Consider the following 12817-nt stretch of genomic DNA (forward strand, 5'->3'; position numbering starts at 1 on the left):
GTATTTTCGAATAGTTGCCCGGCGTGTCCACCGGTTCCCGGGAGCTCAGTCCCGGGGCGGGATGTCCCGGCCGAGCCGGCGGTCCTCGGGAACACCCTGGAGGTCGCAGACGTCGAGCCAGACGTGGCGGGGATCCCACCCGGCGTCCAGGGCCTGGTCCGCCGTGGTGTCCAGGGTGGGCAGGACCAGCGACGAGGCGATCACCCCGGCGTTGGCCGGGCCGAACTCCTCGTCCATCAGACGACGGAATTCACTCAGTCTCATGGGTTCCCTTCCGCACCGCACACGACCGTGGCCGCAGACCCCCCAGGGGTCTGCGGCCGCGTCGGTGGTCAGTGGCTGCCGGCCAACTGGCCGAGATCGTCCGGGACCTCGTCGGGCAGCGCGTCGCCGAGGGAGTCCCGGCGGTAGCCGGCCTCGAGGTCCGCCGGTATGTGGTCCGGGATGTGCACGCCCTCCTGGAGGGCGATGCGGTCCGACACCTCACGCAGCATGAGGGACATCGGGACGTTCAGGGCCCCGCAGATCGAGGACAGCAGCTCGGAGGAGGCCTCCTTCTGGCCGCGCTCGACCTCGGACAGGTAACCGAGGGACACGCGGGCGTGGTGCGAGACCTCACGAAGGGTGCGCCCCTGGCGCTGACGCACGTCTCGCAGCACATCTCCGATTTCCTGGCGAAGGACTGGCACGGCGTGCTCCTTGGTCTCTGGAGTGGCTGCTGGAATGTTCTCTCCGGTCGCCAGCCAACGGGTGATTCCGTTGATGGTAACCGGTTGTTTCATCATGTCTACTGGTTTCTCCTGTACGAGTTCTGGGAACGCGCCCCCGCCGGTGGTGCGGTGAGCGCCGGGTCAACTGTCCTGCATAACCGGCTCAGCACCGGTTTTTGTTCCCGTGAGCACCCCCGCGACGGCCGGTTCCCAGCGGATTCACAGCCACGGCAGCGGGCCCCCGGCCCCGCCGGATCCTCAGGTCCCACACTAGCGACACCCTGGCACCCCGTGACAAGGCCCCACCGGACCGGTCGCGGATCGTGACGCTACCGTCATGGTCCCGTCCCGTGGGCGCGGTGGTCGGGCTCTTCGTCCTCCCGTTCCTCGAGCCTCTGGTGCAGGGCCCGCCGTTCGGCCTCCCGCAGGGAGTAGGTGGCGTTGCGGATGGCCTCGTCGTCGTCGAAGCTGGACCCGATCGCGCCGGCAATGAGGCCCAGGCTGGCCGCCAGCCAGGACAGCTTGAGGTAGTGCTGGATCCCGGCCTCCACCCCCAGTGTCTCCGTGAGGTAGTGGGGCGGGACCACCACCACGGAGGCCACGAACAGCAACACGAACAGTCCCGCGTAGATCATCAGCGCGGCAACGGCCACGGTGACGACGGTGGCCAGGTTGTCCATCGCCGCCCACCGCCGGGTGGACCAGTCGCTGCGGCGGGCCCACAGCCCGTTCGTCGCGATCAGCCAGGTCGTCATCCCGATGACGGCCAGCACCGTGACCACCGAGAGGCGGTCCACGCCCATGTCCGCGGCGAGGGTCCAGATACTGCCGAAGAAGACGCCGTAAGCACCCGCCGCGGACGCGGCCGCAGCCGAGGCGGTCATCGCGGCCGGGAGGCGCCCGGGGCGGTTGGACTGGACCATCCCGGTCAGCAGGCGCGGGACGGCCCAGGGACCGGTCGCGTACACCTGCTCCGCGGCCTCCGCGGACTCGGACATCGTGTCGGACAGCGGCACCAGGGCGTTGAGGGCCTCCGGGTGCTCCGGGTCCCTGGTCACGGTCCGGCCCTCCGGCCCGACGTCGACGGCACCCCGGTGGAGGTGCCCCACCAGGCGGGACATCGTCTCCACGACCCGCCGCTCCAGCCGGAAGACGCCGAGCACGGGCAGGAACAGGATGGCGGCATTGTCCCGCCGTGAGATCTCGGCCACCACGGGACGCCCGTTCTCGTAGCGCGGAAGGTCCGTGATGTAGATGACCATCTCCCAGTCGTGGCGCGCGTCGACCTGTGTCGTCCAGCGCACCAGGTCCACGCTGCCGTCGGCGTCCAGCGGGACGATCTCGTCCACCACGTCGATCCGCCACTCAGTGCTGTCGTCCACCCTGCGGGACAGCTCGGTCCGGAGGGCCTCGCGGATCCGGCTGGCCACGATCGCCGGCGTCCCGGGGTCGGCCATCAACCCGATCGCGGTCGTCATGCCCGTGCCTCCCGGTCCAGGCGCCGCAGCACGCTGCGCAGGGCGGCCTCGACCGTCCCGCGGCGGATGCCCTCCCGGTCCCCGTCCAGGTGCAGTTCCTCGGCGGCGGGACCGGGCAGTCCGGCGATGCCCAGGTAGACGGTCCCGACGGCCCGGCCCTGATGCGGCTCGGGCCCGGCCACCCCGGTGGTCGCCACGCCGATGTCCGCGCCGAGCGTCCGGCGGGCCCCCTCCGCCATCTGGGCGGCGACGCCTGCGTCCACGGCCCCGTGGCTGGCGAGGCGTGACGGGTCCACGCCCAGCAGTCGCTCCTTGACCTCGTTCTGGTAGGCCACGACCCCTCCCTGAAGGGTCGCGGAGGCACCGGGCACGTCCGCGATCGTCGCCGCCAGCAGTCCCGCGGTCAGGGACTCGGCGGTCGCGATCCGCAGCCCGCGCCGGATCAGCTCCGTCACGACGTCGGCCGGCAGGCTCATGGTCGTGCCCCGCCGGCCAGCGCGGACCGGCGCAACCGGACCGCCTTGAGGACGTAGTCCGCGCCGGTGACGAGCGTGACGGCCAGGGCGGCACCCATCGCGGTCCAGCCGACCCAGGGGTACCAGTCCCCCAGCAGCGGGGTCAGCGGGGCGAGCATCAGCAACAGCGCCCCGGCCTGCAGCACGGTCTTGAGCTTGCCTCCCCGCGAGGCCGGCATGACCCCGTAGCGCAGCACCACGAAGCGCATCAGGGTGATCCCCCACTCGCGCAGCAGGATCAGGATGGTGACCCACCACCACAGCTCTCCCAGCATCGAGAGCACGATGAAGGCCGCGCCCGTGAGCAGCTTGTCCGCGATGGGGTCGGCGATCTTCCCGAAGCTCGTGACCAGTCCGCGTGCCCGGGCGATGTCGCCGTCGAGCTTGTCCGTGTACATCGCCACGGCGAACACCGCGAAGGCGGCCCAGCGCATGCCCAGGGAGTCCTCGCCGGCGGGGCCTCCGGCCGCCAGGAACCAGACGAAGAACGGGACCAGCAGGATCCTGACCGTGGTCAGGACGTTGGGCAGGTTCCAGTTCTCGTTCATCCCTGCAGTCTACGGACCCGCCGGTTCCTTCCGGCGGCTCACCGGCCGGTGAGCTGCCAGGCGTCCTCCGAGCCCTCGTCCTCCTCCTCGTCGTGCCAGTCCTGGGCCGAGCGTCGCCCGGCCAGGTCCTCGGCGACGAGGTCGCGGCCGTAGCCGTCGTCCTCCGGGAGCGAGCCCCGCACCAGTTCCTGGTCGGTGGCACCGCGCACGGGCGGGCGGCCGGCCTCGTGGTCGGAGTGGACCACGTCCTCGGCATAGGCCTCGGGGGCGTCCTCGCTGGGCGCGGCCGCCGGTGGCGTGTCACCGCGGATGGTGGCGAGCACCCCGGCCAGGTCATCCGGCTTGACCAGCACGTCCCGGGCCTTGGACCCCTCCGAGGGGCCCACCACGCCGCGGGACTCCATGAGGTCCATGAGCCGCCCGGCCTTGGCGAACCCGACGCGCAGCTTGCGCTGGAGCATCGAGGTCGAGCCGAACTGGGTGGTGACCACGAGCTCGGTGGCCTGCAGCAGCAGGTCCAGGTCGTCGCCGATGTCCTCGTCGATGACCTTCTCGACCTTCTCCGGCACCACGTCGTCCCGGTACTGGGCCTGCATCTGGCCCTTGACGTGCTCCACCACGGCGTGGATCTCGGACTCGTTGACCCAGGCGCCCTGCACGCGCATCGGCTTGGACTTGCCCATCGGCAGGAACAGGGCGTCGCCCTGACCGAGCAGCTTCTCGGCACCGGGCTGGTCCAGGACCACGCGGGAGTCGGTGACGGAGGACGTCGCGAACGCCATGCGGGAGGGCACGTTGGCCTTGATCAGGCCGGTGACCACGTCCACGGAGGGCCGCTGGGTGGCCAGCACCAGGTGGATGCCGGCGGCACGGGCCAGCTGGGTGATGCGCACGATCGCGTCCTCGACGTCGCGGGGGGCGACCATCATCAGGTCGGCGAGCTCGTCCACGATGACCAGCAGGTACGGATACGGCTTCAGCACCCGCTTGGAGTCCGGCGGCAGGGTCACCTTGCCGGCGCGGACGGCCTTGTTGAAGTCGTCCACGTGCTTGTAGCCGAAGGCCGCGAGGTCGTCATAGCGCGTGTCCATCTCGCGCACCACCCACTGCAGGGCCTCGGCGGCCTTCTTCGGGCTCGTGATGATGGGGGTGACCAGGTGCGGCACGCCCTCGTAGGCGGTGAGTTCCACGCGCTTGGGGTCCACCATGACCATGCGCACCTCGTCCGGGGTCGAGCGCATGAGGATCGAGACGATCATGGAGTTCACGAAGGAGGACTTGCCGGCGCCGGTGGCGCCGGCCACCAGCATGTGCGGCATCTTCGCCAGGTTGGCCATCACGTAGCCGCCCTCGACGTCCTTGCCCACGCCCATCACCATCGGGTGGTCGGTCTTGCGTGCCGCGTTCGAGCGCAGCACGTCGCCCAGTGCGACGACCTCCTTGTCGGCGTTGGGGATCTCGATGCCGATCGCGGACTTGCCGGGGATCGGCGAGAGGATCCGCACGTCCGAGGAGGCCACCGCATAGGAGATGTTCTTGGACAGCGCCGTGACCTTCTCCACCTTGGTGCCCGGCGCGAGCTCGATCTCGTAGCGGGTCACCGTCGGCCCGCGGGAGAAGCCGGTGACCTCGGCGTCCACCTTGAACTGGGTCAGCGTCTCGGTCAGCGCGGCGACCACCTGATCGTTGGCCTCGGTGCGCTCCTTCGGGGGCGGGCCCGCGGGCAGCATCGTGGAGTCCGGCAGCGTGTAGGTGACGTCCCCGCCCAGGTGCAGCTGCTCCGAGCGGGCGGGCATCGGCGGCAGCTCCGTGGGCCGGGAGACGGGATTCGCCGGCACGGAGGGTGCGACCACGCCGATGGGCTCGGTCGAGGGTCCGACGCTCTCGGTCTCCTCCGGCTTCGGGATCCTGACCCCGGCCGCCTCCTTGGCGCGGGCGATGGCCAGTTCCCCGGCGGTGGGACGCCGCACGCCCGCCGGGACGGCAGGAGGCTGCTCGGCCACCTCGTCCTGCGGCTGCTCGGCCACCTCGTCCTGCGGCTTCTCGTCGATGACGGCGGTCTCGTAGGCCTCGGTGCTGGGGGTCCCGGCGTCGTCGAGGACCTCGGTGGGCGTCTCGTCGCGGCCGAACAGCCGGACGCCCTTGCGCTTGCCGGCCTTGCCGGCCTTGCCGGCCTTCGCAACCTCGCCGGCCTCGAGCTCCGCGCCGGCCGTGCGCTCCCCGCCGGCACGGGATCCGCGGCCGGAGGGGCGGTCATGCTCGGTGAGGTAGGACTGGTCGTGCCCCCCGCGTGCGCCGTCCCGGGCGCCGGGGGTACCGCCGTCGGGCTGGCCGGTGAGCCAGGCGTAGGCCTCCCGCATCCGCTGCGGGATCTGGCCCACCGGGGTGGCGGTGACGATCAGCACCCCGAACAGGGCCAGCGCCACCATCAGCGCCCATACGGGCCAGGGGGTGACGAGCGAGGCCAGCGGCGTGGTGGCGAGGTAACCGACGATGCCCCCGCCGGCCAGGAGCTCGGCGAAGGAGTCGGCGACGGTGGGCAGGCCCGCGACGAGATGGGCGATACCGGCGACGGCCACCGTCACCACCAGCAGGCCGATGGTGATCCGGCCGTTGTCCCGGTGCTCCTGGGGGGTGCGGAAGTAGCGCACGGCGACGACCAGCAGCACCGCGGGGAAGATCAGGGCCGCCCAGCCGAGGGTGCCGGCGGCGACGTTGTGGACCACGGTCCCGTAACCGGGGGTCCCGCGCAGGCCCCACCACTCCACGGAACCGATGACCGCGGCCAGGACCACCAGGAAGAACCCGGTGCCGTCACGGCGATCCTCCGGCGCGATCCTCGCGTCCCGGCCGATCTTGCGGACCCCGGCGCCGACGGGCGTGGCCATGGCCATCCAGAATCCGCGCAGCGCGCGCACCAGGACCGGCGCCTGCGGCTCTGCGTGCGCCTCGGGCACCGCGGATGCGGTGCGGTTGCGCTGGGTGGAGCCGGACGAGCGCGCAGACGACTTGGCGGCCTTCGGTTCCGCGCCCTTGCGGGCGGGGGACGTCGAGGACCGGCCGGACTGCGAACGCGTCGGGGAAGTACGGGTCGCCATGCAAGTACGGTACCGCCCGGCGACGTCCCCGGCCCGGACCAACACAGGCTTTCCGGGCCGGAGCGCCCGTCACCGGGCCGGTCTAGGCCTCCAGTACCACCGGGACGATCATCGGGCGCCGCCGCAGCTTGCGGTTCACCCAGGTGCCGATGACGCGGCGCACGACCTGCTGCAACTGGTGGGTGGTGTGGTCCGCGTTGGACTGCACCGCCTCCTCGAGCGCGCGGGCGATACGCGGCTTGACGTCGTCGAACACGGCATCGTCCTCGGCCACGCCACGGGCGTGGATGTCCGGGCCCGAGACGATCGTGCCGGTCTGGCGGTTGACCACGGAGATCACCGAGATGAACCCCTCCTCGCCGAGGATGCGCCGGTCCTTGAGGTCGGCGTCGGTGATCTCGCCGATCGAGGAGCCGTCCACGTAGACGAAGCCGCACTCGACCTGGCCGCTGACGCGGGCCACCCCGTCCTTGAGGTCCACCACGGAACCGTTCTCCGTCAGCAGGACGTTCTCCCCGGGCACGCCCGTGGCCTCGGCGATCCGGCCGTTGGCGATCAGGTGCCGGGTCTCGCCGTGGACCGGCATGACGTGGGTGGGCCTGACGATGTTGTAGCAGTACAGCAGCTCGCCCTGGGAGGCGTGCCCGGAGACGTGCACCTTGGCCATCCCCTTGTGGACGACCTCGGCGCCCAGCTTCATCAGGCCGTTGACCACGCGGAACACCGAGGTCTCGTTGCCGGGGATCAGCGAGGAGGCCAGCACCACCAGGTCTCCGGTGTCCAGCTGGATGCGGTGGTCGCCGTTGGCCATCCGGGACAGGGCGGCCATGGGCTCACCCTGGGAACCGGTGCACATCAGCACCACCTCGTGGTCCGGCAGCCGGTCGACCTCCTTGAGGTCCACCAGGGTCCCCTCCGGGACGTCCAGGTAGCCCAGCTTGGCGGCGATGCCCATGTTGCGCACCATGGACCTGCCGACGAAGCACACCTTGCGCCCGTGCGCGCCGGCGGCGTCCAGGACCTGCTGGATGCGGTGGACGTGGGAGGCGAAGGAGGCGACGATGATGCGCTTGTCCGCCCGCGCGAACAGTCCCTCCAGGACCGGGCCGATCTCCTTCTCCGTGGTGGTGAACCCGGGGACCTCGGCATTGGTGGAGTCGGTCAGGAACAGGTCCACGCCCTCCTCGCCGAGCCGGGCGAAGGCGCGCAGGTCGGTGATGCGCCCGTCCAGGGGCAGCTGGTCCATCTTGAAGTCACCGGTATGCAGGATGGTGCCGGCTGGTGTCTTGAGGGCCACGGCCAGGGCGTCCGGGATGGAGTGGTTGACGGCCACGAACTCGCACTCGAAGGGACCGAGGTGCTCGGTGTCCCCCTCCCTCACGGTGAGGGTGATCGGCCGGATCCGGTGCTCCTCGAGCTTGGCCTCGATCAGGGCCAGGGTCAGCTTGGACCCGATCAGCGGGATGTCCGGCCTCATCCGCAGCAGGTACGGCACCGCGCCGATGTGGTCCTCGTGGCCGTGGGTCAGGACCACGCCGACCACGTCGTCCAGGCGGTCCCGGATGTACTCGAAGTCCGGCAGGATCACGTCCACGCCGGGCTGGGTCTCCTCGGGGAACAGCACGCCGCAGTCGACGATGAGGATCTTGCCGTCCAGCTCGAAGGTCGTCATGTTCCGGCCGACCTCACCGATGCCGCCGAGCGGCACCACCCGGCAGGTGCCGGGCTTGAGCTGGGGCGGGGTGGACAGGCGAGGGCCTGGTGCCATGGGGTTCGGTCCCTTCTAGAAGGTGAGGCCGGCCTCCGCGAGGTCGGCGCGGATGACGGTCTGCTCGTCCTCAGTGGCCGGCGTCAGCGGCAGGCGGACCGTGGCACTGGGGAGGATGCCCTGCCACTGCAGGATCGTCTTGCTGGACACGGCACCCTGGATGTGGGTCATGACCGCGCGCTGGTACGGGTCCAGCTCGAAGTGCAGGGCGCGCGCGGCCGCCAGGTCCCCGGCGGCCATCGCGTCCACGAGCCGACGGTAGAGCCGGGGAGCCACGTGAGCGGTCACCGAGACGACGCCCACGGCACCGAGGGCCATCAGCGGCAGGGTCAGCGCGTCCTCGCCCGAGTAGATGTGCAGGTCGGTGTTGGCGGCCACGAGGGTGGTGGACTGGAAGTCGCCCTTGGCGTCCTTCAGGGCCACGATGTTCGGGTGCGCGGCCAGGGCGATGATGGTGTCCGGCTCGATCGGCATGACCGAGCGGCCCGGGATGTCGTAGAGCATGACCGGCAGGTCGGTGGACGAGGCGATGGTCTCGAAGTGCGCCCGGATCCCGGCCTGGTTCGGCTTGTTGTAGTAGGGGGTGACGAGCAGCAGGCCGTCGACGCCGGCACGCTCGGCCAGCAGGGACAGGTGCGCCGAGTGCCCCGTGTCGTTCATGCCGGTGCCGGCGATGACCTTCGCCCGGCCACCCACGGCCTCGACGACGGCTTCGAACATCGCGATGTTCTCCTCGTCGCGCAGGGTCGAGGTCTCCCCCGTGGTGCCGGTGACGACCAGTCCGTCCGCGCCCTCGTCCACCAGGTGGACGGCCAGCTTCTGGGCCGAGTCCAGGTCCAGGCTGCCGTCCTCCGTGAACGGCGTCACCATGGCCGGGACCATGGTGCCGAAGGGCAGTTCGGAGCGTGCGGCAGGGGTGTCGATCATGGCGTCCAGCCTACCTGCGAGAATGTCCTGCGGTGCGTAAGTCACGCACGAGGACCTGATCACAGGAGGGGTGCATGGCGCTGCGCACGGAGGTCTCACGCCGCATCCCCGGCGTGGACGCCGCGCGGGGCATCGCCCTGCTGGGCATGATCGCGACGCACCTGATGGTGCTGGTCTCCGCCGACGGGACGGAACCGACGACGGTGGGGCTGGTGTTCGCGGGGAAGTCCTCGGCCCTGTTCGCCACCCTGGCCGGTGTCGGGCTGGCCTTGCTCACCGGTGGTGCGGGCGCCCGGCGTGCACCCCACCAGCAACCGCGCCTGGGGTGGGACCGGCGCCAGGTGGCCATCCGCGCGGGCCTGCTGTTCGTCATCGGCCTGGCCTGCGGCTCCCTGGACACGAACGTGGCGATCATCCTGGCCCACTACGCCCTGTTGTTCATCGCCGCCCTGCCGTTCCTGCACCTGGGGGCCCGGGTGCTGGCCGGCTGGGCCGCCGCGTGGCTCCTGCTGTCCCCCGTGGTGGCCAGCCTGCTCTCCGCGGTCATGCAGTCCGCGGTGGGCGCCACGGCCTACGTGGATCACTGGCGCATCTGGCAGACCCCCGCGCTGTCGGACCTGCTCGTCCAGCCCGGGTTGCTCGCGTGGGACCTGGTGTTCAGCGGGTACTACCCCGTGCTGCAGTGGCTCGGCTACGTGCTGTTCGGGCTGTTCCTCGGACGACTGCGCCTGGAGCGCACGCGGGTGTCCGCCGCCCTGGCCGCCGGCGGTGCGGCGCTGGCCGCCACGGCGTTCCTGGTCTCCCGGGGCCTGCAGTCGCTGCCGGGCGTGCTGGAGTCGATCTCCGACGGGACCGGGGTGGGCCCGGCCCGGCTCGAGGCCCAGCTGCTGACGGGCGCCGCGATCTCCACGGAGTCGATCCAGGCCCATCCGGTGTGGTTCACCCTGGCCACCCCGCACTCCGGGGCCCCGTTGGACCTGCTGCTGACCTGCGGCACCTCGGCCATGGTGCTGGGGCTCTGCCTCCTGCTGTGCACCGTGGGCCGGGGGTGCTGACCTACCCCCTGATGCCCCTGATCGGGGCCGGTTCGATGACCCTGACCCTGTACGTGGGACACCTCGTGGCGCTGGACGTGTTCGGTTCCGCCACCGCGGCCTGGCCCCGGCTGGGGCTGCTCATCGCCTACTGGGTGGGCTGCCTGGTCGCCGGGACCGTCTGGCGCGGCTTCGGCTGGAAGGGCCCGCTGGAGTGGGGGGTCTCGACGGTCGCGTCCACCCTGGCGGGGCCCCGGCCCCAGGGGTCCTAGGGGTAGAGCCGGATCGCGTCCCGCATGGCCCGGCGAGCCCGGGTCCGGTCGCCCGAGGCGTCGTAGCCCAGGGAGAGCCGGTACCAGGAACGCCAGTCCTGCGGGGCGGCCTCGGCCTCGGCCCGGAAGACCTCGAACTGCGCGTCCGCCACGGCGCGGTCGATCCGCCCGCCGGGTGAGCGCGGCAGGTCGTCGACGGGCAGTCCGCCCTCGGCGGCGAGCGTGCGGCCCAGCCGCTCCGTCATGATCCCGAAGCGCAGTTCGCGCCACAGCGTCCACAGCCCGACGGCCACGATCCCCAGGGTGGCCACCCCGAGCACCTTGGCCACCGGCTGCGGCGCCTGCATGAAGCCGACCGCCGAGACCACGGCGAGCACGGCGAACAGCAGCATGAGGGCGACGATCGCGCCCACACCGATCTTGGTCTTCATCAGGTCCCGTCAGTCCAGGTCGAGGTAGCCGTCGAGGCCGTAGGTCAGTCCCGGCCGCGAGGCCACGGTGCGCAGTCCCAGCAGCACCCCGGGCATGTACGCACCGCGGTCGAAGGCGTCGTGGCGGACGACCAGCTGCTCGCCCGGCCCACCCAGGAGCACCTCCTGGTGGGCCTCCAGCCCCCGCAGACGCACGGAGTGCACCCGGACACCGTCCACGAGGGCCCCGCGCGCCCCGTCCGGATCATGGGTGGTGGCGTCCGGGGAGGGCCCGACGCCGGCCGCGGCCCGGGACTCGGCGATCAGTCCCGCGGTGCGCACGGCCGTGCCCGAGGGGGCGTCCACCTTGGCCGGGTGGTGCATCTCGATGAGCTCCACGGAGGGGAAGTACTTGGCGGCCTTGGCCGCGAAGGCGCTGGCCAGCACCGAGCCGAGCGCGAAGTTGGGGGCGATGAGGACCCCGACCCCGGGGTGTCCCGCGAGCTGCTCGGCCAGCACGGCCCGCCGTTCACCGGACCAACCGGAGGTCCCGACGACGGTGTGCAGGCCGTTCTCCACGGCGAAGGCCACGTGGTCGGGCGATGCGTCCGGGACCGAGAGGTCCAGGACGTGGGTGGCGCCGGCCTCGAGCACGGACTCCATCCGGTCCTTCGAGCCGAGCCGGGCGACGAGTTCCAGGCCTGCGGCGTCGTCGACCGCCTCGACGGCGTAGTGGCCCATCTTCCCTGAGGCGCCCAGGATGGCGACGCGGATCGAGTCTTGAGTCATGGACTCCAGTCTATGGCGCTACACCGCGGCCGCCGACGCCGCCTGCCGCTCATCGACCCTGCCGCCGTTGCGGACGGTGAAGGTCAGCGCCAGTGCCACGAGCGCGAAGGTGGCCAGCAGCATCAACCCCACGAAGTAGCTGTTGTGCTCCTCGTTGTAGGTGGCTCCCATCACCAGCGGCGGGAAGTACCCGCCCAGCCCGCCGGCCGCGGCGATGATGCCGCCGATCGTCCCGACGTCACGCGGGTCCGCGGCGCGGCCGACCCAGCCGAACACGCCGCCGGTGCCCAGTCCCAGGAACAGGGCCATGAGCAGGAAGACGGGTCCGTAGACGCGTTCGGCGCCGGGCTGCAGGGCCACGATGACCGCCATGACCGCGGCCCCGGCGAACGAGGTCAGCGTGACGGCCCGCGGGCCGAGCCGGTCGGCGAGGGTGCCGCCGACCGGCCGCGCGATCACGGCGGCCAGGGCGAAGCCGGCGGTGCGCCAGCCGGCCTCGGTGGCGGCGTAGTCGTAGATGTTGCCCAGGTAGGTGGGCAGGTAGTTGGAGAAGGCCACGAAGGCACCGAAGACCACGCCGTAGAGGAAGCAGAGCTGCCAGGTGACCAGCTGGGAGAAGGCCCGCCGGAGCTTGGGCAGCGCCGGGGTGGGCGTGGTGCCGGCCCGGGCGGGAGACTCCCGCAGCAGCAGGGCGCAGAGCACGGCGACCACCGCGACGATGACGGCCACGAGGACGTGGGTGGCCAGGTAGCCGATCCCGGCCACCAGCTGGGGGGTGGCGAAGGCCGAGACCGCGGTGCCGACCATGCCCGCCCCGAAGATGCCCGTGGCGAAGCCCTTGCGGTGCGGCGGATACCAGGCGGAGACGAAGGGGATGCCGATCGCGAAGACCGCTCCGGCGATGCCGAGGAAGAACGCCACGACCAGCAGCGGGACGTAGGCGCCCAGCGCCCCGACCAGGCCGGTGACGAGCACCAGTGGTGCCGTGAGGCCCAGCAGCACGGTGAACATGAGGCGCCCGCCGTAGCGGTCCGTCAGCACCCCGACCGGCACGCGGGCGACCGCGCCGACGAGGATCGGCATGGCCACCAGGACCGCGGTCTGGGTCGGGGCCAGGCCCATCTGCTCGGTGTAGCGGGCGGACAGCGGGCCGATCATCGTCCAGGCCCAGAACCCGACGGTGGAGGCCAGCGTGGCCAGCCACAGGTTCAGGGTCTGGCCTCCGGCGAGGTCGGCGTCGCGGGCGGCGGGTGCGGTCGCACTCATGG

At 71.5% G+C, this 12817-nt stretch carries 13 protein-coding genes; 2 read left to right on the forward strand and 11 right to left on the reverse strand.

Annotation, left to right across the window (positions count from 1 at the left end; all coding sequences use genetic code 11):
- Positions 1–45 precede the first annotated feature (45 nt).
- From CITRI_RS0112385 to dapA, 8 genes are all read right to left on the reverse strand, one after another.
- Positions 46–264: a DUF3046 domain-containing protein gene (locus CITRI_RS0112385; protein ID WP_029139290.1), complete on the reverse strand. Its 219-nt coding sequence runs from the start codon at positions 262–264 to the stop codon at positions 46–48.
- A gap of 68 nt (positions 265–332) precedes the next feature.
- Positions 333–785, reverse strand: a complete 453-nt coding sequence (locus CITRI_RS0112390; protein ID WP_029139291.1) for a helix-turn-helix domain-containing protein — start codon at positions 783–785, stop codon at positions 333–335.
- A 260-nt stretch (positions 786–1045) separates the two neighbouring features.
- Entirely contained in the window at positions 1046–2188 is a 1143-nt protein-coding gene (locus CITRI_RS17645) for a hypothetical protein (RefSeq protein WP_010145165.1), read from the reverse strand.
- A complete protein-coding gene (locus CITRI_RS0112400) occupies positions 2185–2664 on the reverse strand; it encodes a CinA family protein (protein WP_010145166.1) in 480 nt (159 codons plus the stop codon). The genes CITRI_RS17645 and CITRI_RS0112400 overlap by 4 nt, the downstream gene beginning before the upstream one ends.
- Positions 2661–3251, reverse strand: coding sequence for a CDP-alcohol phosphatidyltransferase family protein (locus CITRI_RS0112405; RefSeq protein ID WP_010145167.1), 591 nt, complete (start codon positions 3249–3251; stop codon positions 2661–2663). The genes CITRI_RS0112400 and CITRI_RS0112405 overlap by 4 nt, the downstream gene beginning before the upstream one ends.
- Before the next feature lie 38 nt (positions 3252–3289).
- Positions 3290–6349 carry a DNA translocase FtsK gene (locus CITRI_RS0112410; RefSeq protein WP_010145168.1) on the reverse strand — a complete coding sequence of 1020 codons (3060 nt, stop codon included), beginning with the start codon at positions 6347–6349 and terminating at the stop codon, positions 3290–3292.
- Positions 6350–6431: 82 nt separating this feature from the next.
- Positions 6432–8117, reverse strand: a complete 1686-nt coding sequence (locus CITRI_RS0112415; protein WP_010145169.1) for a ribonuclease J — start codon at positions 8115–8117, stop codon at positions 6432–6434.
- A gap of 15 nt (positions 8118–8132) precedes the next feature.
- Complete coding sequence (dapA, locus tag CITRI_RS0112420; protein ID WP_010145170.1) at positions 8133–9044, reverse strand: 4-hydroxy-tetrahydrodipicolinate synthase; 912 nt, start codon at positions 9042–9044, stop codon at positions 8133–8135.
- Positions 9045–9118: 74 nt separating this feature from the next.
- On the opposite strand from dapA, the gene CITRI_RS17650 reads away from it, so the two are divergent.
- Entirely contained in the window at positions 9119–10099 is a 981-nt protein-coding gene (locus CITRI_RS17650; protein WP_010145171.1) for a heparan-alpha-glucosaminide N-acetyltransferase domain-containing protein, read from the forward strand.
- Positions 10093–10350, forward strand: a complete 258-nt coding sequence (locus CITRI_RS18520; RefSeq protein ID WP_141566099.1) for a hypothetical protein — start codon at positions 10093–10095, stop codon at positions 10348–10350. Before CITRI_RS17650 ends, CITRI_RS18520 begins: the two co-directional genes overlap by 7 nt.
- Here CITRI_RS18520 and CITRI_RS0112430 read toward each other — a convergent pair.
- From CITRI_RS0112430 to CITRI_RS0112440, 3 genes are read right to left on the reverse strand one after another with little or no spacing between them, the layout of a single operon-like run.
- Positions 10347–10781: a hypothetical protein gene (locus CITRI_RS0112430; protein WP_010145174.1), complete on the reverse strand. Its 435-nt coding sequence runs from the start codon at positions 10779–10781 to the stop codon at positions 10347–10349. The two genes, CITRI_RS18520 and CITRI_RS0112430, sit on opposite strands and share 4 nt — an antisense overlap.
- A gap of 9 nt (positions 10782–10790) precedes the next feature.
- A complete protein-coding gene (gene dapB, locus CITRI_RS0112435; protein ID WP_010145175.1) occupies positions 10791–11549 on the reverse strand; it encodes a 4-hydroxy-tetrahydrodipicolinate reductase in 759 nt (252 codons plus the stop codon).
- Between the two features lie 18 nt (positions 11550–11567).
- A complete protein-coding gene (locus tag CITRI_RS0112440; RefSeq protein ID WP_010145176.1) occupies positions 11568–12815 on the reverse strand; it encodes a nitrate/nitrite transporter in 1248 nt (415 codons plus the stop codon).
- Between the last annotated feature and the right edge of the window lie 2 nt (positions 12816–12817).

Origin of the sequence: Citricoccus sp. CH26A, from assembly GCF_000224415.1 — a bacterium.
Classification (GTDB): Bacteria; Actinomycetota; Actinomycetes; order Actinomycetales; family Micrococcaceae; genus Citricoccus.

What these genes read in the sequence shown, in the direction of transcription:
- CITRI_RS0112385 (WP_029139290.1), bottom strand. Translation starts at nt 264, where the DNA reads ATGAGACTGAGTGAATTCCGTCGTCTGATGGACGAGGAGTTCGGCCCG.
- CITRI_RS0112390 (WP_029139291.1), bottom strand. Translation starts at nt 785, where the DNA reads ATGATGAAACAACCGGTTACCATCAACGGAATCACCCGTTGGCTGGCG.
- CITRI_RS17645 (WP_010145165.1), bottom strand. Translation starts at nt 2,188, where the DNA reads ATGACGACCGCGATCGGGTTGATGGCCGACCCCGGGACGCCGGCGATC.
- CITRI_RS0112400 (WP_010145166.1), bottom strand. Translation starts at nt 2,664, where the DNA reads ATGAGCCTGCCGGCCGACGTCGTGACGGAGCTGATCCGGCGCGGGCTG.
- CITRI_RS0112405 (WP_010145167.1), bottom strand. Translation starts at nt 3,251, where the DNA reads ATGAACGAGAACTGGAACCTGCCCAACGTCCTGACCACGGTCAGGATC.
- CITRI_RS0112410 (WP_010145168.1), bottom strand. Translation starts at nt 6,349, where the DNA reads ATGGCGACCCGTACTTCCCCGACGCGTTCGCAGTCCGGCCGGTCCTCG.
- CITRI_RS0112415 (WP_010145169.1), bottom strand. Translation starts at nt 8,117, where the DNA reads ATGGCACCAGGCCCTCGCCTGTCCACCCCGCCCCAGCTCAAGCCCGGC.
- dapA (WP_010145170.1), bottom strand. Translation starts at nt 9,044, where the DNA reads ATGATCGACACCCCTGCCGCACGCTCCGAACTGCCCTTCGGCACCATG.
- CITRI_RS17650 (WP_010145171.1), top strand. Translation starts at nt 9,119, where the DNA reads ATGGCGCTGCGCACGGAGGTCTCACGCCGCATCCCCGGCGTGGACGCC.
- CITRI_RS0112430 (WP_010145174.1), bottom strand. Translation starts at nt 10,781, where the DNA reads ATGAAGACCAAGATCGGTGTGGGCGCGATCGTCGCCCTCATGCTGCTG.
- dapB (WP_010145175.1), bottom strand. Translation starts at nt 11,549, where the DNA reads ATGACTCAAGACTCGATCCGCGTCGCCATCCTGGGCGCCTCAGGGAAG.
- CITRI_RS0112440 (WP_010145176.1), bottom strand. Translation starts at nt 12,815, where the DNA reads ATGAGTGCGACCGCACCCGCCGCCCGCGACGCCGACCTCGCCGGAGGC.